The following is a 22,231-nucleotide window of genomic DNA, read 5'->3' as shown; positions in this document are numbered from 1 at the left end:
GTAATTTTGTAAATGTAACATTGATATTACTTGATATGACAAATATAGCAAATGCACAAAATCCATTCTTCGAGAAATATACAACTCCGCATGGAACCGTTCCTTTTGATAAAATAAAAACAGAACATTATGAACCGGCCATTCGCGAAGGTATCAGCCGTCAGGCAGCAGAAATAGATACCATCGTCAACAATCCGGAAACTCCTACATTTGCTAACACCATTCTGGCCTACGAACAGTCCGGAGAATTACTCGACCGGGTAACAACCGTATTCGGCAATTTACGCAGTGCCGAAACTAATGATGACTTGCAGCAGATTGCCCAGGAAATGGTGCCGCTGCTAAGTGAGCACAGTAATAACATCAGCCTGAACGAGGCACTGTTTGAACGCATCAAAGCTGTATACCTGCAGAAAGATTCTTTAGGACTGACTCCGGAACAAATGAAACTTCTGGAAAATGCCTATGACGGATTCATACGTCTCGGAGCCAACCTACAAGGCGAAGCCAAAGAAAAATACCGTGAATTAACCAGAGAGCTGAGCAAACTAACGTTGGACTTCAGCGAAAACAACCTGAAAGAGACCAATAACTATCAGCTGGCACTGACAGACAAGAGCCAACTGGACGGTCTGCCTGAAAGTGCTATAGAAGCCTCAGCCGAAACAGCACGGGAAAAAGGAGTGAATGGATGGGTATTCACACTGCATGCCCCCAGTTACATCCCCTTTATGACGTATGCCGATAACCGCGATTTACGCCGCGAACTCTATATGGCCTACAATACGAAGTGTACGCACAATAATGAATATAACAACCTGGAAATTGTAAAAAGGATAGTCAATATCCATATGGAAATCGCACAATTACTGGGTTATGACAATTATGCAGAGTATACACTGAAGAAACGCATGGCCGAAACCAGCGATGCTGTATATACCCTTCTCAACCAACTGCTGGATGCTTATACTCCCACAGCACGCAAAGAATATGAAGCAGTACAGGAGTTAGCCCGCAAAGAGCAGGGAGACGATTTTGAGATAATGCCCTGGGATTGGAGCTACTACTCCAACAAGCTGAAGGATCAGCAATTCAACATCAACGAAGAGATGCTTCGTCCCTACTTCGAACTGAACAAAGTGAAAGCGGGAGTCTTCGGATTAGCCACTCGATTATACGGAATCACATTCCACAAGAACCCCGATATTCCGGTATATCATAAGGATGTGGATGCTTATGAAGTAATGGACAAAGACGGTAATTTCCTTGCTGTGCTCTATACGGATTTTCACCCGCGTGAAGGTAAACGCTCCGGTGCCTGGATGACAGAATTCAAAGGCCAATGGATAGAAAGCACAGGCGAGAACAGTCGCCCGCACGTATCGGTAGTGATGAACTTCACCAAGCCGACAGAAAGCAAACCGGCTTTGTTGACTTATGACGAAGTAGAAACTTTCCTCCACGAGTTCGGACATGCTTTGCATGGAATGTTTGCCAACTCAACTTACCAGAGCCTGAGCGGGACGAATGTCTATTGGGATTTCGTAGAACTCCCCTCACAGATTATGGAAAACTTCGGCATCGAGAAAGAGTTTCTTCATACCTTTGCCAGCCATTATCAGACAGGAGAGCCTTTGCCCGACGAATTAATCCGGAGACTGGTAGATGCCTCTAACTTTAATGTAGCGTATGCCTGCCTCCGCCAAGTCAGCTTCGGTCTGCTGGACATGGCATGGTATACCCGCAACACTCCATTCGACGGAGACGTAAAAGAGTACGAACGCCAGGCATGGTCCAAAACACAGATACTGCCTATGGTACCGGAAACTTGTATGAGCACTCAGTTCTCACACATATTTGCCGGAGGATATTCGGCCGGATACTATAGTTACAAATGGGCGGAGGTTTTGGATGCGGATGCGTTCTCTCTGTTCAAGCAAAAAGGAATCTTCAACAAAGACGTAGCTGACTCCTTCCGAAGTAACATCTTGTCGAAAGGAGGAACAGAACACCCGATGGTACTATATAAACGTTTCCGGGGACAAGAGCCTACCATCGATGCATTACTTATCAGAAACGGAATAAAAAAATAGAAAGATATGAAATATAAATACTTATTATTACTACTTTTGATGCTCCCTTTTGTATGCGGATGCAATGATTCGGACGATGTGAATGGTATCTTTACCGGAAAAGTATGGAAACTGACGTACATAACCAAAAAGAATGATCATAAACCTTATGATTTCTGGGGTGACAAAGATAAATACGAGCAGTCCATCAAGAATTATATCAATAAGGAGGGTGCATACACCATCAAGTTTGAGGGAGAAAACATAGACAATGTCATCAGCGGAAAATTTAACGGAACGCTTCTGACACATACCTATACAGGAACCTGGAGCGCCAACGGTGAAAGCAATGCCTTCTCCGCCTCAGTAAAAGGTTCTGAAAGTGATCCGTTAGGATTCAGTAACAAGTTTGTCGAAGGACTCAACAGAGCTACTTCGTATAAAGGAAATTACGACAACCTTTTCATCTATTACAAGGATGAGGGAGGCAGGGACTTATGTCTTGTATTTCATGTTGATAAATAATATAGCAGCGAATGGACACAGCAAACAGAAAACAATCAGATTTAGACAAACGTTATATCCGAATGGCTGCCATCTGGTCGGAAAATTCTTATTGTCAGCGTCGTAAGGTAGGAGCGCTGATTGTCAAAGATAAGATGATTATCTCGGACGGATACAATGGGACGCCATCGGGCTTTGAGAATATTTGTGAAGATGATAACAATGTGACTAAACCCTATGTCCTGCACGCCGAGGCCAATGCCATCACCAAAATAGCACGCTCCAACAACAGCAGTGACGGAGCCACGATGTATGTTACAGCTTCGCCTTGCATCGAATGTGCTAAACTCATTATACAGGCAGGCATCAAACGAGTGGTATACTCCGAGCACTACCGCCTGGAAGACGGAATAGAATTGCTGAAACGTGCAGGTATCGAAGTCGTTTTCGTCGATACAAGTGAAAAATGAAACAACATACATAAATAACTGACTACAACACAGCTCTACCCTGCAGTTTGTCGTCTGTAGCCAATAATGATTAAAGATATGAGTACAAAGAACTCTTCACGATTTACCCCTGTCATCATTGCTATCAGTGTGGTAATCGGAATTCTGATAGGTACATTTTATGCCAAGCACTTTGCCGGTAACCGGCTCGGCATTATCAACGGATCTTCAAACAAGTTGAATGCCCTGCTACGCATTGTCGACGACCAGTACGTGGACACTGTCAACATGACCGACCTCGTGGAGAAGGCAATGCCACAGATTCTGGCAGAGTTGGATCCCCACTCCACCTACATCCCGGCACAAAATCTGGAAGAAGTGACATCGGAACTGGAAGGCAGTTTCAGCGGTATCGGTATCCAGTTCACCATCCAGGACGACACCATACACGTGAACAGCGTTATTCAGGGAGGTCCTTCGGAAAAAGTAGGACTGATGGCAGGTGACCGCATCGTAATGGTGGACGACAGTTTATTCGTAGGGAAGAAAGTGACCAATGAACGTGCCATGCGCACTCTGAAAGGCCCGAAGGGTACTCAAGTGAAACTGGGCGTGAAACGTGCTACAGAGAAAGAACTTCTGAACTTCACCATCACACGTGGTGATATTCCGCAAAACACCATCGACGCAGCTTATATGCTGACAGATGACTTCGGCTATATACAAGTCAGTAAATTCGGTCGTACCACACATGTGGAACTACTGAACGCCATTGCTCTCCTAAATCATAAGAACTGCAAAGGGCTGATTATCGACTTACGTGGCAACACAGGAGGATACATGGAAGCCGCAGTGCGCATGGTCAACGAATTCCTACCCGAAGGTAAACTGATCGTATACACAGAAGGACGCAAATATCCTCGTGCCGACGAGTTTGCCAACGGAACAGGCAGCTGCCAGAAGATGCCTATCATCGTACTGATCGACGAAGGTTCGGCTTCAGCCAGCGAAATCTTTACCGGTGCTATCCAGGATAACGACCGCGGTATGGTTGTAGGACGCCGTTCGTTCGGCAAAGGTCTGGTACAGCAACCCATCGATTTCAGCGACGGTTCAGCTATCCGCCTGACCATTGCCCGCTACTATACTCCATCCGGACGCTGTATCCAACGTCCTTACCAGAATGGCAAAGACCGCAACTACGAAATGGATTGGCTGACGCGTTATGAACATGGAGAATACTTCTCGAAAGACAGTATCAAGCTCGACGAAAATCTGCGCTACTCTACAGCTCTGGGACGTCCGGTATACGGTGGTGGCGGTATCATGCCGGATGTATTCGTTCCACAAGATACAACGGGTGTTACTTCATATCTGACCGAGGTACTGAGTAAGGGACTTACCATTCAGTTCACGTTCCACTATACGGATAACAACCGCGATAAACTGAAGAAATATGAAGATGAAGAATCATTGTTGAACTACCTGCGCCGCCAGGGACTGGTCGAACAGTTCATACGCTATGCTGACAGCAAAGGAGTCAAACGGAGAAATATTCTGATTCAGAAATCATATAAGTTACTGGAAAAGAGCATTTACGGTAATATCATCTACAATATGCTGGGAAAAGAAGCCTATATTCAATATCTCAACCAAAGCGATCAGACTGTGAAAAAGGCTGTCGAACTGCTTGAGAGCGGAGAAGCATTCCCCAAGGCTCCCGTCAGCGTAGAACCTCAAAAGGAGGAAAAGAAAGATGGAAAGAAAAAAACAACTGCGCAAGTGGATAGCACAGGAGAAGAAGAAATACTCCGACTCTACGCTTAAGGCATTGTCGGAGAAGGTGCTAACCACCCTTGAAGCATACCCTGAATTCCAAAAAGGGCATACCATACTGCTCTATCACTCAATGAAGGACGAAGTACAGACTCACGCCTTCATTGAGAAATGGAGCCGGTCAAAGAAAATTATACTTCCCGTAGTGATAGGTGACGAATTGGAACTACGTGTCTACACAGGACCTCAGGATCTTGCCATAAGTTCGTATGGCATTGCCGAACCGACAGGAACACGATTCACCGATTACCGGGCGATCGATCTGGCAGTCATTCCGGGTGTCGCTTTTGATCGGCACGGACATCGTTTAGGGCGCGGCAAAGGTTATTATGACCGTTTACTCCCTCAGATCGCGGCACCCAAAGCCGGAATTTGTTTCCCGTTTCAATTGATTGAAGAAGTTCCTGCAGAAGAATTTGACTTCCGCATGGATACCGTCATAGCACAATGAAAACGAATTATCATACACATACCACTCGCTGTATGCATGCCGTAGGAAACGACGAAGACTATGTGCGCAGCGCTATCAAAGGTGGTTTTCAGGAACTGGGCTTCTCTGACCATAGTCCGTGGAAGTATCATACGGACTTTGTATCAGATATACGTATGCTGCCAGAGGAATTACCGGAATACGTAGAAAGTATCCGCGCCTTGAAAGAAAAATACCGCAACCGGATCAGTATCAGAATCGGATTGGAATGCGAATATTTTCCCGAATACACCCATTGGCTGAAAGAAATCATTAGAGAGTACCGGTTGGACTACATCCTTTTTGGGAACCATCATTACCACACCGACGAAAAGTTTCCATACTTCGGACACCACACTACCAACCGGGACATGCTCGACCTCTATGAGGAAAGCTCTATTGAAGGAATGGAGAGCGGACTATTCGCCTATCTGGCCCACCCCGACCTCTTTATGCGCTCCTATCCGGAATTCGATACACATTGTACCAGCATTAGCCGCCACATCTGCCGGGCTGCGGCACGACTAAACATCCCGTTGGAATACAATGTCGGTTATATGGCCACCAATGAAGCCCGGGGAATAATGACCTATCCCTGTCCACAGTTTTGGCACATTGCGGCCAATGAAGGATGTACGGCCATCATCGGACTGGATGCACACAACAATCTCGATTTAGAAAATCCGGTCTATTACGACCGGGCTTGCAAAGAGCTGAAAGAGTTGAAAATGCCGGTCATAGATACCATTCCATTCCTGGAATATTAAGCAAACAACGTTTCACTGAAACAGAGGCTTTATCCACTCCGGACAGAAGCTCTGTTGACCAAGAACGAAGGCTCTGTTTGTATCAAACAGAGCCTTCGTTCTTGGTAGAGATAACGGCTGTCAGCGAAAAATAATATTAGTAATCACCGTAGCACCGACTTTCTGGTTAAGATTACGAACCAGCAGTTCCCTTCCCATCATCAACTCCTGACGAAGGGCAGCAGAAGTCAAATGCACATATAATACTTGATTACGAATATATAAATCTCTTGTATACGACATTATGGTAGGTCCCAACACTGTTTCCCAAGAATCCAGCAAACGCTGTTCGTTCAGTGGAGATTCCAGACTCTCTTGACGTAGATATTTCTGAATCAGTTTGCCAATAGGCTCCGCATCATTCCGTTTCATTGGTCTTTTTCCTCCATTTCATTAATTGCCCCGTTTTCTACACGGAACATTTTATAATCACTGCCTACCTTATATAATATACGATCCAAATGCTCACGATTTGTATCCGTTATAAAAATCTGCCCGAAATTGTCACCCGCTACCAACTTCACGATTTGTTCTACGCGCGAAGCATCCAGCTTGTCGAAAATATCATCCAACAGCAACAAAGGCACCGTGCTTCCCGTACGTTTCAGAAAATCAAACTGGGCAAGCTTCAACGCTACCAGATAAGTCTTGTTCTGCCCCTGTGAACCTTCCCTTTTAATGGGAAAGTCACCCAGTAACATATTCAACTCGTCCTTATGTATCCCCCGGAGTGAATATCCCATAATCTTATCCCGTACCCGACTCTCCTTCAAGACTTCAAGCAGAGAAGCCCCCCTTGCATGTGACTCGTAAGTCAGCCCTACCTGCTCCTTATCCTGCGAGATATACGAATAGAATGACTGGAATATAGGGATAAACTCACTGATGAATGCCTCCCGCTTCCGGAACACCACCTCACCGGCCTGTGCCATCATTTCCTCCCAAACCAAAAACAATTCTTCTTCCACCGGCTGTTCACTCTTCAGCAGCGTATTTCGTTGCACCAATGCTTTATTGTAACGGATCAAAGCATCCAGATACTCTTTGTCATACTGTGAAATAACCACATCCATAAACCGGCGCCGCTCGTCACTACCACCGGCTATCAATTCCGAATCGGCCGGCGAAACCATTACCAAGGGAATAAATCCGATGTGATCCGACAAACGGGAATATTCTTTCTTATTGCGTTTGAATTGTTTTTTCGACCTGCGCTTCATTCCACAATAAATCTCCTCAGGCGTTCCGTCCATCGCCTCGTAAAACCCCTGAATCACAAAAAAGTCCTGTTCGTGACGAATATTCTGCGAATCAATCGGATTTCCGGCACTTTTACAAAAAGACAGAAAGTAGACAGCATCGAGCAGGTTGGTTTTTCCCATCCCGTTCTGTCCGAAAAAGCAGTTCAACTTAGCCGAAAAATTCAGTTCCACCTGCTCCAGATTCTTATAATTCAGTATAGATATACGCTTCAGTATCATGTATGCACATTGAGTTTGGTTACAAAAGTAGAAAGATTTTCGGGGTTTTAGGCCGTAAAACAAAAAAAGATGCCTCTAAATTTCGTTTATATATATAAAAAAACTACTTTTGCTGACCAAAATATCCAGTTGAAAAAATAACAAAAAGAATCATATAAAAATGGCAGAACAAAAGAACCACAACAACGAACTGAATGTGGAAGATGCACTGACACAGTCGGAAGCATTTCTTGTTAAAAACAAAAAAGCAATCATTGGCGCCGTTGTAGCCGTAATCGTAATCGTAGCAGGCGTGATCCTCTACAAGAATTTCTATGCAGAACCCCGTGAAGAAAAAGCGCAGGCTGCTCTTTTCAAAAGCGAACAGTACTTTGAACAAAGCGCATACGAGCAGGCACTGAACGGTGATAGTATCGGTTCTATCGGTTTCCTAAAAGTAGCCGATCAATTCAGCGGAACCAAAGCAGCCAACCTGGCAAAAGCTTACGCCGGCATCTGCTACCAGAATTTAGGTAAATATGACGAAGCAATCAAAGCACTCGACGACTTCAGCGGAGACGACCAGATGGTGGCTCCTGCCATTCAGGGTGCCATTGGCAACTGCTACGCTCAGTTAGGCCAACTCGACAAAGCAGCTTCAACCCTTCTGAAAGCAGCAGACAATGCTGATAACAGCACTCTGAGCCCCATCTTCCTACTGCAAGCCGGAGAAATCCTGATGAAGCAAGGCAAAAACGATGATGCTGTAAAAGCCTTCACCAAGATCAAAGACAAATACTTCCAGTCTTATCAGGCTATGGACATCGATAAGTACATCGAGCAAGCCAAACTGCTGAAAAAATAATAACGGGGTATATACCTTATTATATAGAAAGCTACCCAAACGAACCTGGGTAGCTTTTTTTAAACCAACCAAAAACATATATATTATGGCAACAGCATATCATAACTTATCTGATTACGATTTTAATTCGGTTCCGAATGCAGAAGAAATGAAATTCGGTATCGTTGTTTCCGAATGGAACGCCCATATCACCGGCGCCCTGCTGGACGGAGCTGTGAAAACTTTAAAGAAACACGGAGCAAAGCAAGAAAATATTCTGGTGAAAACAGTACCGGGAAGTTTCGAACTAACTTTCGGCGCCAATCAAATGATGGAAAATTGCGATGTAGATGCAATTATTATCATTGGTTGCGTAATTAAAGGAGATACTCCACATTTTGATTATGTTTGCATGGGAGTGACACAAGGTGTCGCACAACTGAATGCAACTGGCGATATACCAGTTATTTACGGATTAATTACTACCAATACCATGGAGCAGGCTGAAGATAGAGCCGGCGGCAAACTGGGTAATAAAGGAGACGAATGTGCAATTACTGCAATAAAAATGATCGATTTTGTTTGGAGTTTAAATAAATAGTTGTATCTTTGCATCGCAATTGAGAAACAAAGCTACTTAAGAGAAAGCAAAGGAACTCAAAAGCAAACAAAAGGGCAAATACCAGAGTGGCCAAATGGGGCAGACTGTAAATCTGCTGTCTTTCGACTTCGGTGGTTCGAATCCATCTTTGCCCACAAAAATTGCGGAAGTAGCTCAGTTGATAGAGCATTAGCCTTCCAAGCTGAGGGTCGCGGGTTTGAGCCCCGTCTTCCGCTCTAAAGAGAATCTGAGAAATTAGATTCTCTTTTTTTATATATAACCCTAACATCCTAACCACATATGAGAACTCCTTCACAAACACATGTGCTCGGACTGGCACATCCTCCCATCCCCATTGTGCGCCTTGCTTTCATTGGGCTTGGCAATAGAGGTGTATTGACTTTACAGCGTTATCTGCAAATCGAAGGAATCGAAATTAAAGCACTTTGCGAAATCAGAGAAGGTAACCTGACTAAAGCGCAGAAAATTCTCCGGGAAGCAGGCTATCCCCAGCCGGATGGTTATACCGGACCGGATGGATGGAAACAAATGTGTGAACGGAATGATATTGACCTGGTGTTTATCTGTACCGATTGGCTGACACATACTCCCATGGCAGTTTATGCTATGGAACACGGTAAGCACGTAGCCATCGAAGTTCCGGCAGCCATGACCGTAGAAGAATGCTGGAAGCTGGTAGATACAGCCGAGAAGACAAGACAACACTGTATGATGCTTGAAAACTGTTGCTACGATCCATTTGCATTGACCACACTGAATATGGCACAACAGGGTGTATTCGGAGAGATAACGCACGTAGAGGGAGCATACATACATGATCTGCGCTCTATCTACTTCGCCGACGAAAGTAAAGGAGGATTTCACAATCATTGGGGGAGGAAATATAGCATAGAGCATACCGGTAACCCCTATCCTACTCACGGCTTAGGCCCCATTTGCCAGGTACTGAATATTCATCGGGGAGACCGCATGAATTATCTCGTTTCATTATCGAGTCTGCAAGCCGGCATGACGTCGTACGCCCGTAAGACATTCGGAGAAAATTCTCCCGAAGCCCGTCAAAAGTATCGGTTGGGAGATATGAACACCACCTTGATTCACACAATGAAAGGCAAGAGTATCATGGTTCAGTATAATGTTGTCACTCCACGCCCGTACAGCCGCCTCCATACAATCTGTGGTACGGAAGGCTTTGCCCAGAAGTATCCCGTTCCCTGTATCGCCCTTGAGCCCGATGCAAGTGCTCCTCTCGAAGGAAAAGCGCTTGAAGATATTATGGAACGCTACAAACACCCTTTTACAGCTACTTACGGTGCAGAAGCCCATCGGAGAAATCTGCCCAATGAAATGAATTATGTCATGGATTGCCGTTTGATTCATTGCCTGCGCAACGGGCTCCCATTGGATATGGATGTATACGATGCCGCCGAATGGTCATGCATCACAGAACTAAGCGAGCAATCGGTATTAAACGGCAGTATTCCTGTAGAAATACCGGATTTTACAAGAGGAGCATGGGAAAATAATTAAAACTATATAAAAACAAGAAAAGGGACCGGTTTTAAAACCGATCCCTTTTTTTCAATCTTTAATTAAGAGATATCTGTGTTAAATTAATATCCCGGGTTCTGATCATTTTCCAATAATGGATTAAGAGTAATGGCAGTCTGAGGGATCGGTTTCAGACGCATACGTGAACTCCATTTCATAGTTATCACGGTTTCACCATCAGGCATAGAGATAGGCACATTATTCATCTCACTTTCCCAATAAGAATCTTCATAACGAGTCATATCGTCTCCACGGAAACCTTCACCCGCCAATTCTACACGACGTTCACGACGAATCAAGTTAAGAGCTTCATCCTTAGTTAATGTAGCAGGTACATCCGGCATACCGCAACGATCACGCAAATCATTCAAGGCATCACGCACACTCTGATCATAACCTGTTGTTTGTGTATGAGCTTCAGCATAAATCAACAGAATCTCAGCATAACGAATACACGGATAGTCACCCGTAGCATTAGCATTATCTTTTGAGTCTGTAGTTAATGCAACCATCTTACGATAGTTAAAACCGGTCTTCGATTCATTGTTACCACCCTTAATCCATTCATAAGCATATCCGGCACCATAGTTTGTTTCATGCCATGTTTTGAATGGAAACAGAATAGACGCATACATACGACTATCGCGATTACGATACTCTTTCATATAGTCATATTTTGTCAATGTTCCATCAGCAGTCTTCTTAGCTACAAATGTCAGGAAAGGAGTAGAACCTTCTTCTGCTGTTTCTTTTTTTACATCGGCAACTATCTTATCATAAGCCGCAGCACGTGCCTCAATAGAAGGAGCGGCAGGAACAGTATGACCATCGGCACTCCAATAAGCATCTACCAGATTCTGTGTCGGAGTTACAGATGACCAACCTCCCAACTGATTAGGACGCATTGCTGTATAACGCACCCAATCTTCCTGATCAGGATCAACATACTGGCGAGCCAAGATATACTCAGGATTATCTACTGTAGCATTTTCAGTGAACCATAAAGATTCGTAATTAAACATGCCCTTCACAAACTTCTCTTTCGCAGCTTCATCTGCAAAATCTACATAAATAGACATCTCTTCACCTTCCTTCTTCTGAGCATCTGTAAGATTGGTGATTCTCCACAATGAATATTTACCGCTACCTATCACATCCTTAGCTGCAGCTTCAGCCACATCATATTGTCCGAAATAGAGCGCAGCTCTAGCCTTAATAGATAAAGCAGCGTATTTAGTGATACGTCCTTTTTCATTAAACTCACCACCTCCGCTGTAAGACTCAGGAAGATCTGCTGCAGCTTCTGTCAGTTCTTTAAGAATGAATTCACGAACTTTACTCACTTCATCACGCGGCACATTCGGAGTATCATAAGCAGGTACATCTGTAATGATAGGTACTTTTCCGAACGTCATAGTCATAGCTAAGTACTGTAATGCCCGCATCGTACGCACTTCAGCTTTGGTACGTGTTTTAAGTGCCGCATCCATGTCGCAATTATCTACTTCATTCAAGTACACATTACATTTGCGGATTGCTTCAAAATTCCATCCTTCATCATTCAATGCACTAAATCCATCCTGCTGGAAAATAGCTCCTGCAGACTCCCAAGAGTATTGGCAATAGCCATCAGTAGTATAAGTTTCACCATATACCCCGACTCCAGATATTGTATTGGCATATACAGCATTCAAATTGTACCAGGCATCTTTTGAAGTCTTCCAATAGGTTTCAGCTGCAATGTTAGAAGGTGGATTTACATCCAGATCGCAACTTGTAACCGTTGCACCGATCAGAGTGCAAAGCGTTAAATATTTTATTGTTTTACCAAATTGTCTCATAATAATCTTTCTTTTTTAGAATGTAACGTTAACACCAAGTGATATAGTTCTCGTTCCACGAACCATACTACCACGACCGGTAGCAGATTCCGGATCAAAATCTTTCATGCGATGATCACCACGGATAGTAAACGGATTTTCAGCTGCTACATATACTTTCAATGCATCCAGACTGATGTTGCTTAACATCGCTTTTGGGAATGTATAACCGAAAGTAATATTCTTGATTCTGAAATAGTCTGAATTAAATAACCAGAAATCAGATAAGCGGTTATTGAAAGTAGAGTGTGAGCTGGTACGAGAATAAATTCTAGGATAAGCAGCATTCGGATTCGGATTCTCGGTAGTCCATCTCTGTAAGTGCCATTTACGGGGGCTGGCATAGTCAGAGAATGCCCAAGCCTGTTCTTGCCAGAAATACACTTTAGTACCTTGAACTCCCTGCCCAAACATACTCAACTCAAAGCCTTTATATTGCAGATTCAAGTTCACACCATATGTGAATTTAGGAACATCACAACCGATAAAGTCTTTGTCACCGGCATCCAGCTTTCCATTATCATTCAAATCGACATATTTAATATCACCCGCATTAGGCTTAATACCATCAGTAATATAGTTACCACTGTCAATATCCTCTTGAGTCAACAGACCGTTTGTACGGAAACCATAAAATGTTCCGATAGGTTGTCCTACTGCTTCAATCCATGTAGAGCTACCATCATACAAATCATCTACCCCACCCAAATTAGTTACTTTGTTCCAATTACGAGTGAAGTTTGCTCCTACAGAGTAAGTAAACTCACCAATTGTATTATTATGTGTAATACCTATTTCCAGACCTTTGTTACTTACACTACCGATATTCTGTGAAGGCCAGTAATCTTTTTTAATACCGACTTCCATTGGAACTCTATAACCCAACAGGATATCATCCGTCACTTTATTATACCAGTCCGCTGTAAAACGCAGTTTACCATTCAGTACATCAAAATCAAGGCCGATATCTGTGATAGTAACGGTTTCCCATCCTAAATTCTTATTAGCGGGTTTAGCTTCAATGATACCGTTTCCTACTACATCATTAAAGTTATAGTTATCACCCTGGATATAAGAAGAGAAGTAGTCATAATCACCTACGTTGTTAATATTACCTAACTGTCCCCAAGACCCGCGGATCTTCAAATTATCAATCCATTCGATATCTTTCATAAATCCTTCCTCACTTACACGCCATCCGGCTGAGAATGAAGGGAAGTATCCCCAACGATTGTCTTTATGGAAACGTGAAGAAGCATCAGCACGCATATTTACCTCTAACAAGTAACGGTCCATCAATGTATAATTCACACGTCCGAAGTAAGACATCAATTTATTTTCATTGCTGCCACCTTCTGTATGCGTATCACTTGATGCACTTGAACCACCGTTCATATCCGTCATATTGTTAGTCGGAAAATTCTTGCGTGAAGATTTCTGTTTCTGGAACTGATAATGTTCATAAGATACACCCAGTAATGCATTGATGTTATGAATGTCTTTACTCCAAGTATAATTAGCCAGCCCATTGTATATCAAGCGGGTAGACTCTTGCCAATCATATTCCATCTTAGAGTTCTCAACAGCAACCTGTGTACCGTTCAGTTCCTGACCGGTAAGGAAATCTTTAATCTTCGAACGACTTGCAGTATATGTTTTAGCTTTGTAATCCCAAATACGGTAAGACATTTCACCCGTAACAGTCAAACCTTTTACAGGCTTCAAATCTAAAGCAAAATCCATTAAAGTATTTTGCGTTCTGCTATTCGACCAGTCGCCTGACTCAATACGCCGTAATGGATTACGTTGCATACTTACTTGTGAAGCTGGTTTACCGGCTTCATAACTACCATATTCACCATTACTTTGACGAGCCACATAAGTAGAAGGAACAGTCAACATTTCTACATAACTGACTCCACCTTTTGAATTATCGTTATAGGTTTGGTTATAGTTGATATTTGCACGGAATGCCAGCCACTCCTTAACATCAGCCGAGATATTAGTAGTCATATTATAACGATCAGTAGTAGCTCCAGGAGTGAACTTGTCATTATACAAATATCCTAAAGATGTATAATATTTCACCTTATTACCTCCACTGATACTTACAGTATGCTTTGTTATTGTAGCATTATCTTTCAATACAAGATCATACCAGTTTGTATTCGGATACAAATCGGGGTCTGTACCATCACGGAATTTAGCTATTTCCTCGTCTGTATAAGGAAGTTTTGCATTAGGATTATCATTTAATGCGGCTTCGTTGGATAAACGAGCATACCATTCAGAACTCAATACGTCAGGAGTGTAAAGAGCCGATTTAAAACCTACATATCCGTCATAAGTCACCTTCAAATCACCTTCTTTACCACCTTTTGTTTTTACCAATACAACACCATAAGCAGCACGCGAACCGTAAATTGCAGAAGATGCTGCATCTTTCAAGAACGAAATGCTTTCAATAGAGTTCGGGTCAAGGCTTGAAAAGAAATTTGCATCAGCAATTGCACCGTCAATTACATACAGAGGTGATGAAGTTCCCAAGTTACCGCGACCACGGAAGTTAATACTTGTAGAACCATCCGGACGGGCAATAACCGTAACACCCGGAACCTGTCCCTGTACTGATGCTAATACGTCTGTATTTACACGACTTTTTAACTCTTCAGTACCAACAGAAGATACTGCACCTGTCAGGTTGACCTTTTTCTGAGTACCATAACCAACAACTACAACTTCATCCAAAGTTTTTGTATCTTCCTTCATTATGACATTGTAATTGTTAACTCCCGGCTTAAGTACGATGGTCTGAGGTACGTAACCGATATAAGTAATCTGAAGTTCCTTACCGGCAGTATTCAAGGTAAATTCACCTTCAATATTAGTGATAGTACCATTAGAGGTAGTACCTTTTTCTACTACAGATGCTCCGATGATGGCTTCACCCATTGCATCTTTCACGACTCCGGTAATTTTTCTCTGCTTCTGCTGTTGAACAGCCTGCACATCCTTGGCAGCTGCAGTCACAGTAGATACTACGATCTGATTATCCACGATCTTATAAGTGTATCCCGAATTCTTGAATACTTCGTTCAGTACAGTTTCGATCGGAGCATCCGACACGTTGATGGATACTTTCTTGTTCAGCTTTACCTGATTGTCATTGTAGAAGAAAGTATACTCGCTTTGTTTTTCAAGTTCACGCAGTACACTCTCGATGGATACGTTTGTCTTCGTCATTGAAATCTTTAGTACTTGAGCGAAGGCACTCACAGGTACCATAGCTATCAGGCTAACTGCCAAAGCAAAAGCCAGATGCTTTTTCATTCTTTGCGGACTAAACCACCGCATGTTGCATTTTCTCATAAATACGATTAATTATTAGATTGTAATTTTGATTGATAAAGTGAGCACAGGACACTTCTAAAGCATCGCTGCACCAGGTTAACGTCATTTACGGTTTCTCTCTCATTCTTTTCTTTATTAATTTAGGTTTAAAATTTGATGTTTGGTCTAAGTTCTAAACGAACTTGGGCAGAAGAGATGTAAAACCGGTTATCACCTGAATGGTTATAAATGAGGAAATTGCAGTTCTGAATATCAATTGGGACATAAAAAAGCCCGCTCATGTATTACCATGAACGGGCTTTAACCCTCAATAAATAATGTGTGTTAAATTAATATCCCGGATTCTGATCGTTTTTCAACAATGGATTCAAGTCAATTGCACCTTGAGGTATAGGCATAAGCATCAAACGCTCATCCCAAACTTTGTTGATTACAACATATCCGTTTGGAGCATAAGAAGGACCATTCATAGCCTTGCTGCAATAGTCGTTTCCATAGCGGCGTATATCATCAAAACGATGGCCTTCTGCCGCTAATTCAATACGCCGTTCATTACGTACAAAAGCCAGAGCTTCTTCTTTAGAAGGCATGGAAGTCGGTACATCCGGCATACCACAACGATCGCGCAGGTCATTCAATGCTTTCTGTACTTCTGTATCCCATCCGGAGTTCTGGATACGTGCTTCTGCGTATGTCAGCAATACTTCAGCATAGCGAATCACCGGATAATCTTCTTCAGCAGTCCAAGTATCATAAGGATCGAGAGTGACCATTTTACGATAAAAATATCCCGTCCATGATTCATTACCATCTTTATTTATCAGATCCGGATCCCAACGGAAATAGAATGTGCCTTTAACAGTTTCATGCCATCCTTTGAAAGGGAACATCATAGATACATATAAACGACTGTCACGATTGCGGAATTCTTTCATATAGTCGTATTTCATAATATCCGTTTGCGGAACTTTTTCAATGAATTGAGATTGGCTCATATCTTTAAAGTCTTTCCATATTTCGGCATAACGTTCTTTACGCTGTTCCATAGTGATGTCATTACGCATTGTTTTACCATCCACATCCCAGTATGCGTCAATTAAGTCCTGCATCGGTTCATAAGAACAGTATCCGTCGTATTGAGAGAATGATTTGGGTATGAAATATGTATATCTTGTCCAATCATAGTTGTTTGCATCAGCCATGTACTCACGTGTTACAATATACTCCGGATTGGCGGGAGATGCGTTACCTTTGTGCCACAATGATTCATAACTGAACATACCTTTCACGAATTTATCTTTATCGATACCTTTGGCTGCATAATCAATATAAGCATCCATTTCGTTGGCTTCTTTTTGTTGCGCTGTGGTGAGTGACGACACACGGAACAGAGAATGATGTCCTTCAGAAATGATTTTTCCGGCAGATGACTCTGCTTCGGCGTAATTTCCAAAATACAAGGCGGCACGTGCACGAAGGGCCAGAGCACCGGCACGAGTGATACGTCCTGTTTCATACATGTAGCTACCGTTATAACTATCAGGAAGGATTTCCGCTATTTCTGCCAATTCGTCAAGAATGAACTTCCGGACAGTTTCCACTTCGTCACGTTTAACATTCGGTGCGTCATAAGCTAAAACGTCCGTAATTACCGGAACTTTTCCGAATTTCGTGGTCAAATCAAGATAACTTAAAGCGCGGAAAAAACGTGCTTCTGCTTTCATGCGTGTTTTTAGTTCATCACTGACTGCACATTTATCTACATTAGCAATAAAGTTATTCACTACACGAACGGTACCAAAATAGTAGCTTCCATATCCATTGGCTGTACTTATACCGTTTTGTTGTACCATTTCGAAGTTTCCTTCCCAAGGTTTGTGGCTATGTGCATTATCTGTACACAATTCATCCCAAATGTCTACACCATCCAATGTAGAATAGCAGGTATTTAAAGCATACCATGCATCTTTTTCCGTTTGCCAAAAGTTTTCTGCTGCAATGTCAGCAGGTGGAACCACATCTAAATCGCAGGCTGTTAACGCTCCTGTGAGACATAATCCCAATGCAATTTTTCTTATATTGTTTTTCATTGTGAATTCTATTTTTTAATGAATGATTTTAGAATGATATGTTTACACCAAATGCTACCGATTTGGTTCCCAGCGTATAAATCACACCACCGGCTGTTTCCGGATCAAAGTCTTCCATCTTTTTATCAGCACGTACTGTGAACAGGTTTTCTCCTGTTACATATACCTTCAATGACTGCAATCCCCAGCTCTTCACTGTGGCAGATGGTACCGTATATCCCAATGACAAAGTCTTGAAACGGAAATAGTCCGAGTCAAACAAATGATAATCACTGAAATTACGATTATAAGTTGTGTGTACACTACTTGCCGAGTAGAGACGAGGATAAGCAGCATATGGATTTGGATTCTCTTCTGTCCATCTCTTCAGATGGTATTTTCTTGGGTTATCCTGACCATGGTAGAATGGGTGAACACCATATACGTCAAATGCTACCTTAGTTCCACTGATTCCTTGTCCAAACATACTGAATTCAAAACCTTTATATTGTAGGCTTAAGTTTACACCATATGTAAAGTCGGGCACATCTTTACCAAGAATAGTACGATCTTCGTCTGTGATCTCCTGTTTGTACTCGATGTCACGTTGAGGAACAAATTTAACATCACCTGCATTAGGTACTACTCCACTTAATGTGTAGTAATGCCCGGCATCAATATCAGCTTGAGTATACAGTCCGTCTGTTTTAAATCCATAGAAAGAACCGATTGATTCCCCTTTTTTCAGGATATACTTCACGATATAACTGCTGGTCTGAATAATATTGTCCGAACCGCCTAAGTTGGTAATTTTATTTTTATTGGTAGCAATGTTAGCTCCGATGCTGTAGTTAACAGCTCCAATCTTGTTACGGTGATTCAAAGCTAATTCGAAACCTGTGTTTTTCACTTTACCAATGTTTTGTGAAGGTGCAGCTGTGATACCGGTTTCTGTAGGTACGTTATATCCCAACAAAATATCACTTGTGTTTTTGATATAGTAATCAGCTGTTACACCCAGAAGTCCATTGAAAATGTCGAAGTCCAAACCAATATCAGTTAAAGCAACTTTTTCCCAACCGAGCGTTTCATTAGCAGGTTTGGATTCACCGATACCGATTACGGGCGAATCACTGAAATTATAATGGTTTCCACTACTGTAATTCTGAAAATAATCATAATTTCCTACATTGTTTATATTACCAAGAGTACCATAAGAAGCTCTGATTTTCAGATTATTGATCCACTCGATGTCTTTCATGAAGCCTTCTTCATTCATTCTCCATCCGGCCGAGAATGAAGGAAAATATCCCCAACGGTGATCTTTGTGGAAACGTGAAGATGCATCTGCACGCATGTTTACTTCCAATAAATACCGATCCATCAAAGTATAGTTAACACGAGCAAAATAAGACAACATCTTATATTCCGATGAACCTGCACCATTGGTATAGCCTGCTCCCGAAGTAGAGCCGGCTTCCATATCTGTTAATGCGTCAGATGGGAACTCTTCACGTGATCCTGCCAGTCTTTCATATTTATAATGCTCGTAAGATGTACCTACCAATGCTCCTACTGAATGTTTATCATTCGACCAGTCATATCTGGCTGTCGCCGTATAAAGCATTGTATTTGTACTCTGCCAGTCCATACTCATTTTATTTTTGGTTACTCCGGTTCCAACTATTTCTTCTCCGGAAAAGTAGTTTATGGCATTAGGTTGTAAGGCGGTGTAACTTTTGCTCTTATATTCATATCCTTTGAATACACCTTGTCCGCTAATAATAAGCCCTTTTACCGGTTTGATATCAAAACCGAGATCGTACATGGTATTTTCACTTTTTGATTTACTCCAATCCGATTTGCTCAATGCACGGAGTGGATTGTTTGTGATGAAGCTACTTGTTGCCGATTGACCTCCGTTCACAGTTCCCCAATCACCATTTGACTGTTTTGCAACGAATGTAACCGGTACCATTGAGAAACTGGCCAATGAAGGTGCGCCACAATCACGGTCGGAATCATTGCGGATATATTTTACTCCTGCCTTTACAGTCAGCCACTTGGTGATATCTGAACTCAGATTGGTATTCAAGTTGTAACGTTGGCTATCTTGTCCGGGGATCATGTTGTCTTTATACACATAGCCCAAACCGATAAAGTAACGTATCTTATCTGTTCCACCACTGAAATCCAAGGAATGCTGAGTGGTCAGTACATTTTTGTCTAATATCAGATCATTCCAATCTGTGTTTGGATATAAGTCTGGTTTAGAACCATCTCTGAAATAGCCAATTTCTTCCTCGGTATACCCTTGGTATTTTCCACCTTTTGGATTGGAATTGTAGAGAGCCTCATTGTACAACTCTGCATATTGGGTAGAATTGACGTACTCCGGTTTGTAAGTAGGGTTACTCAAACCTACGTAACCACTGTACGAAACGTTCATTTTATCATTTTTTCCCTGTTTGGTAGTTACCAATACTACACCATAGGCCGCACGTGAACCGTAAATGGCCGATGAAGCAGCATCTTTCAGGAAAGAAATAGATTCGATACTATTTGGATCAAGGTTAGAAAAGAATGTGGCATCCGCAATTGCACCATCGATTACGTAGAGAGGTGACGAAGTTCCTAAGTTACCACGTCCACGGAAGTTAATACTTGGTGTTTGTCCGGGACGTGAAATAACGGTTACTCCAGGTACTGTACCTTGCACAGCCGACAACACGTTCGTCTGTACGCGGTCTTTGATTTCATCAGTACTAACCGAAGCTACCGAACCGGTTAAGTTTACTTTCTTTTGTGTACCATAACCTACCACTACCACTTCGTCCAGAGTCTTGGTATCTTCCTTCATTGTGATACTATAGTTGGTTACTCCCGGATGAATTTTTACGGTCTGTGGCATATAACCAATATAGGTTATTTGCAATTCATTACCTGATACTGTTAACTTGAAACCTCCTTCCATATCAGTAATTGTACCATTACTTGCCGATCCTTTTTCTACAACAGAAGCACCAATAATCGGTTCTCCGGCAGTATCTTTCACTTGTCCCGTGATACGTACACTTCTCTGTTGTTGGAGAGAGGATGTTTTAGAAGTTTCTATCTTTGCTGCCGAAACAACAATCTGATTATCTACTATTTTATAAGTATAACCGGAGTTATTAAAAATCTGATCCAATACTTTCTCAATAGGTGCATCCGTAACATCTACAGAAACTTTCTTACTGAGTTTTACCTGATTGTCATTGTAAAAGAAAGTATACCCACTTTTTTGCTCTAATTCCCGTATCACATTTTGAATAGAGACATTAGTCCTCTTCATGGATATTTTAAGAATTTGGGCATAGGTAGTGACAGGCACCATACAAACCAGACAGATTGCCAAAACAAACGCCAGTTGTTTTTTGACTTTTTGCGGGTTAAACCACCGCAGATTGCATTTTTTCATAAATACGATTAATTATTAGATTGTAATTTTGATTGATAAAGAGGGTACATGATTCTTTTTGTACCAACGTACCTCGGCTAACTAAGTTGTCATTTTTCTTTGTGCATTTCTTTCTTTTTATTTAGGTTTAAAATGATGAATTTTCCAAGTTCCGTATGAACTTAGTAAAAGAGAGTAGAGAAAAATCGTAATAGTATGAATCACTGCCCAAAGAAGAACATGATTGATAATACCAAAAAATCCCCCGGCCAATACTCAATATAGGTGGATACAGTAAAAATACTTTTGCTTTCTGCTTTTTCAATCTTAACCAAACGTCCTTTTACTATCCCCAATTTATTTTATAAACTTATTTCGTTAATTTTTTCATTTTATTCACTCTATTCTTCCTATTCTGTAATCAAATATATCTGTATTTACCTTCTCTATATTTTGAAAATTAATTTTCCTATATAAAGGAATATGTATTATTGCCGTTGACAAGACACACCTTATCTGTCAGGACTGGCTAATATAAATAAGTCAGCATTCCTTCAACATCATTCCCACTTGCGCGTTGTGGCAGACTGGAATACCGATGCTGAAACTTTCATCCGCTTCTATCCAGGAACAGGTAATTGTGTCTGTACAATGCCGAATAGTATTGATAACAAGACAAACGAAAAAAGCTTGTTCTGAAAACGAAATATGGTAGTTTGAAGTAAAATGTATCCATCTGAAATTAATAATTTCTTCTTTTGTATCAGTACTCTATTTTTGTCACTGTAAGCTTACAGGATAATTTATTCTCTGGAAAGTATTTCCAGAGGATTTATCTATCCTTAAACAGGAAAACCGAAAACTGATATAGAGTAGGTG

The 22,231-nt window shown here is 41.9% G+C and carries 15 protein-coding genes and 2 tRNA genes; 11 read left to right on the top strand and 6 right to left on the bottom strand.

Annotation, left to right across the window (positions count from 1 at the left end; all coding sequences use genetic code 11):
• Window positions 1-35: 35 nt before the first annotated feature.
• The 6 genes from G7Y45_RS07875 to G7Y45_RS07850 all read left to right on the top strand — a co-directional run bounded on the left by G7Y45_RS07875 (window position 36) and on the right by G7Y45_RS07850 (window position 6,097).
• On the top strand, window positions 36-2,093 hold the full coding sequence (locus G7Y45_RS07875; RefSeq protein WP_165017395.1) for a M3 family metallopeptidase: 2,058 nt from the start codon (window positions 36-38) through the stop codon (window positions 2,091-2,093).
• 6 nt (window positions 2,094-2,099) lie between these two features.
• Window positions 2,100-2,597 (top strand): DUF4847 domain-containing protein, encoded by a 498-nt coding sequence (locus G7Y45_RS07870; RefSeq protein WP_005775696.1) that lies wholly within the window; start codon window positions 2,100-2,102, stop codon window positions 2,595-2,597.
• A gap of 11 nt (window positions 2,598-2,608) precedes the next feature.
• A complete protein-coding gene (locus tag G7Y45_RS07865) occupies window positions 2,609-3,046 on the top strand; it encodes a dCMP deaminase family protein (protein WP_005775695.1) in 438 nt (145 codons plus the stop codon).
• Window positions 3,047-3,124: 78 nt separating this feature from the next.
• A complete protein-coding gene (locus tag G7Y45_RS07860) occupies window positions 3,125-4,852 on the top strand; it encodes a S41 family peptidase (RefSeq protein ID WP_005810117.1) in 1,728 nt (575 codons plus the stop codon).
• Window positions 4,782-5,312, top strand: coding sequence for a 5-formyltetrahydrofolate cyclo-ligase (locus G7Y45_RS07855; protein ID WP_032535650.1), 531 nt, complete (start codon window positions 4,782-4,784; stop codon window positions 5,310-5,312). The genes G7Y45_RS07860 and G7Y45_RS07855 overlap by 71 nt, the downstream gene beginning before the upstream one ends.
• The gene (locus G7Y45_RS07850) at window positions 5,309-6,097 is read left to right on the top strand and encodes a histidinol-phosphatase (RefSeq protein ID WP_032535649.1); all 789 of its coding nucleotides are present in this window, start codon (window positions 5,309-5,311) and stop codon (window positions 6,095-6,097) included. The genes G7Y45_RS07855 and G7Y45_RS07850 overlap by 4 nt, the downstream gene beginning before the upstream one ends.
• A gap of 120 nt (window positions 6,098-6,217) precedes the next feature.
• On the opposite strand, the gene G7Y45_RS07845 is transcribed toward G7Y45_RS07850, so the two are convergent.
• Both G7Y45_RS07845 and G7Y45_RS07840 read right to left on the bottom strand, forming a co-directional pair.
• Window positions 6,218-6,508 (bottom strand): DciA family protein, encoded by a 291-nt coding sequence (locus G7Y45_RS07845; protein ID WP_005775689.1) that lies wholly within the window; start codon window positions 6,506-6,508, stop codon window positions 6,218-6,220.
• A complete protein-coding gene (locus G7Y45_RS07840) occupies window positions 6,505-7,617 on the bottom strand; it encodes a DNA replication/repair protein RecF (RefSeq protein WP_005775688.1) in 1,113 nt (370 codons plus the stop codon). Before G7Y45_RS07840 ends, G7Y45_RS07845 begins: the two co-directional genes overlap by 4 nt.
• A 160-nt stretch (window positions 7,618-7,777) precedes the next feature.
• On the opposite strand from G7Y45_RS07840, the gene G7Y45_RS07835 reads away from it, so the two are divergent.
• The 5 genes from G7Y45_RS07835 (at window position 7,778) to G7Y45_RS07815 (ending at window position 10,592) form a co-directional block, all read left to right on the top strand.
• Window positions 7,778-8,461 carry a tol-pal system YbgF family protein gene (locus G7Y45_RS07835; RefSeq protein ID WP_165017398.1) on the top strand — a complete coding sequence of 228 codons (684 nt, stop codon included), beginning with the start codon at window positions 7,778-7,780 and terminating at the stop codon, window positions 8,459-8,461.
• Between the two features lie 85 nt (window positions 8,462-8,546).
• A complete protein-coding gene (ribH, locus tag G7Y45_RS07830) occupies window positions 8,547-9,041 on the top strand; it encodes a 6,7-dimethyl-8-ribityllumazine synthase (RefSeq protein ID WP_005775686.1) in 495 nt (164 codons plus the stop codon).
• 72 nt (window positions 9,042-9,113) lie between these two features.
• Window positions 9,114-9,196, top strand: a tRNA-Tyr gene (locus tag G7Y45_RS07825).
• Between the two features lie 8 nt (window positions 9,197-9,204).
• Window positions 9,205-9,277 (top strand) — tRNA-Gly (locus tag G7Y45_RS07820).
• 64 nt (window positions 9,278-9,341) lie between these two features.
• Window positions 9,342-10,592 carry a Gfo/Idh/MocA family protein gene (locus G7Y45_RS07815; RefSeq protein ID WP_005775685.1) on the top strand — a complete coding sequence of 417 codons (1,251 nt, stop codon included), beginning with the start codon at window positions 9,342-9,344 and terminating at the stop codon, window positions 10,590-10,592.
• 83 nt (window positions 10,593-10,675) lie between these two features.
• Here G7Y45_RS07815 and G7Y45_RS07810 read toward each other — a convergent pair whose 3' ends face one another.
• The 4 genes from G7Y45_RS07810 to G7Y45_RS07795 form a co-directional block, all read right to left on the bottom strand.
• On the bottom strand, window positions 10,676-12,454 hold the full coding sequence (locus tag G7Y45_RS07810; protein ID WP_005775684.1) for a RagB/SusD family nutrient uptake outer membrane protein: 1,779 nt from the start codon (window positions 12,452-12,454) through the stop codon (window positions 10,676-10,678).
• 15 nt (window positions 12,455-12,469) lie between these two features.
• On the bottom strand, window positions 12,470-15,862 hold the full coding sequence (locus tag G7Y45_RS07805) for a TonB-dependent receptor (protein ID WP_165167654.1): 3,393 nt from the start codon (window positions 15,860-15,862) through the stop codon (window positions 12,470-12,472).
• Between the two features lie 311 nt (window positions 15,863-16,173).
• Complete coding sequence (locus G7Y45_RS07800) at window positions 16,174-17,934, bottom strand: RagB/SusD family nutrient uptake outer membrane protein (RefSeq protein ID WP_005775680.1); 1,761 nt, start codon at window positions 17,932-17,934, stop codon at window positions 16,174-16,176.
• A 28-nt stretch (window positions 17,935-17,962) separates the two neighbouring features.
• Window positions 17,963-21,373 carry a TonB-dependent receptor gene (locus tag G7Y45_RS07795; RefSeq protein WP_165017985.1) on the bottom strand — a complete coding sequence of 1,137 codons (3,411 nt, stop codon included), beginning with the start codon at window positions 21,371-21,373 and terminating at the stop codon, window positions 17,963-17,965.
• Window positions 21,374-22,231: the final 858 nt, after the last annotated feature.

The organism is Bacteroides sp. ZJ-18 (assembly GCF_011038705.2).
GTDB lineage: Bacteria > Bacteroidota > Bacteroidia > Bacteroidales > Bacteroidaceae > Bacteroides > Bacteroides hominis.
Note: the sequence above shows the minus strand (reverse complement) of the source record. Positions and strands in the feature narration are given on the sequence as shown.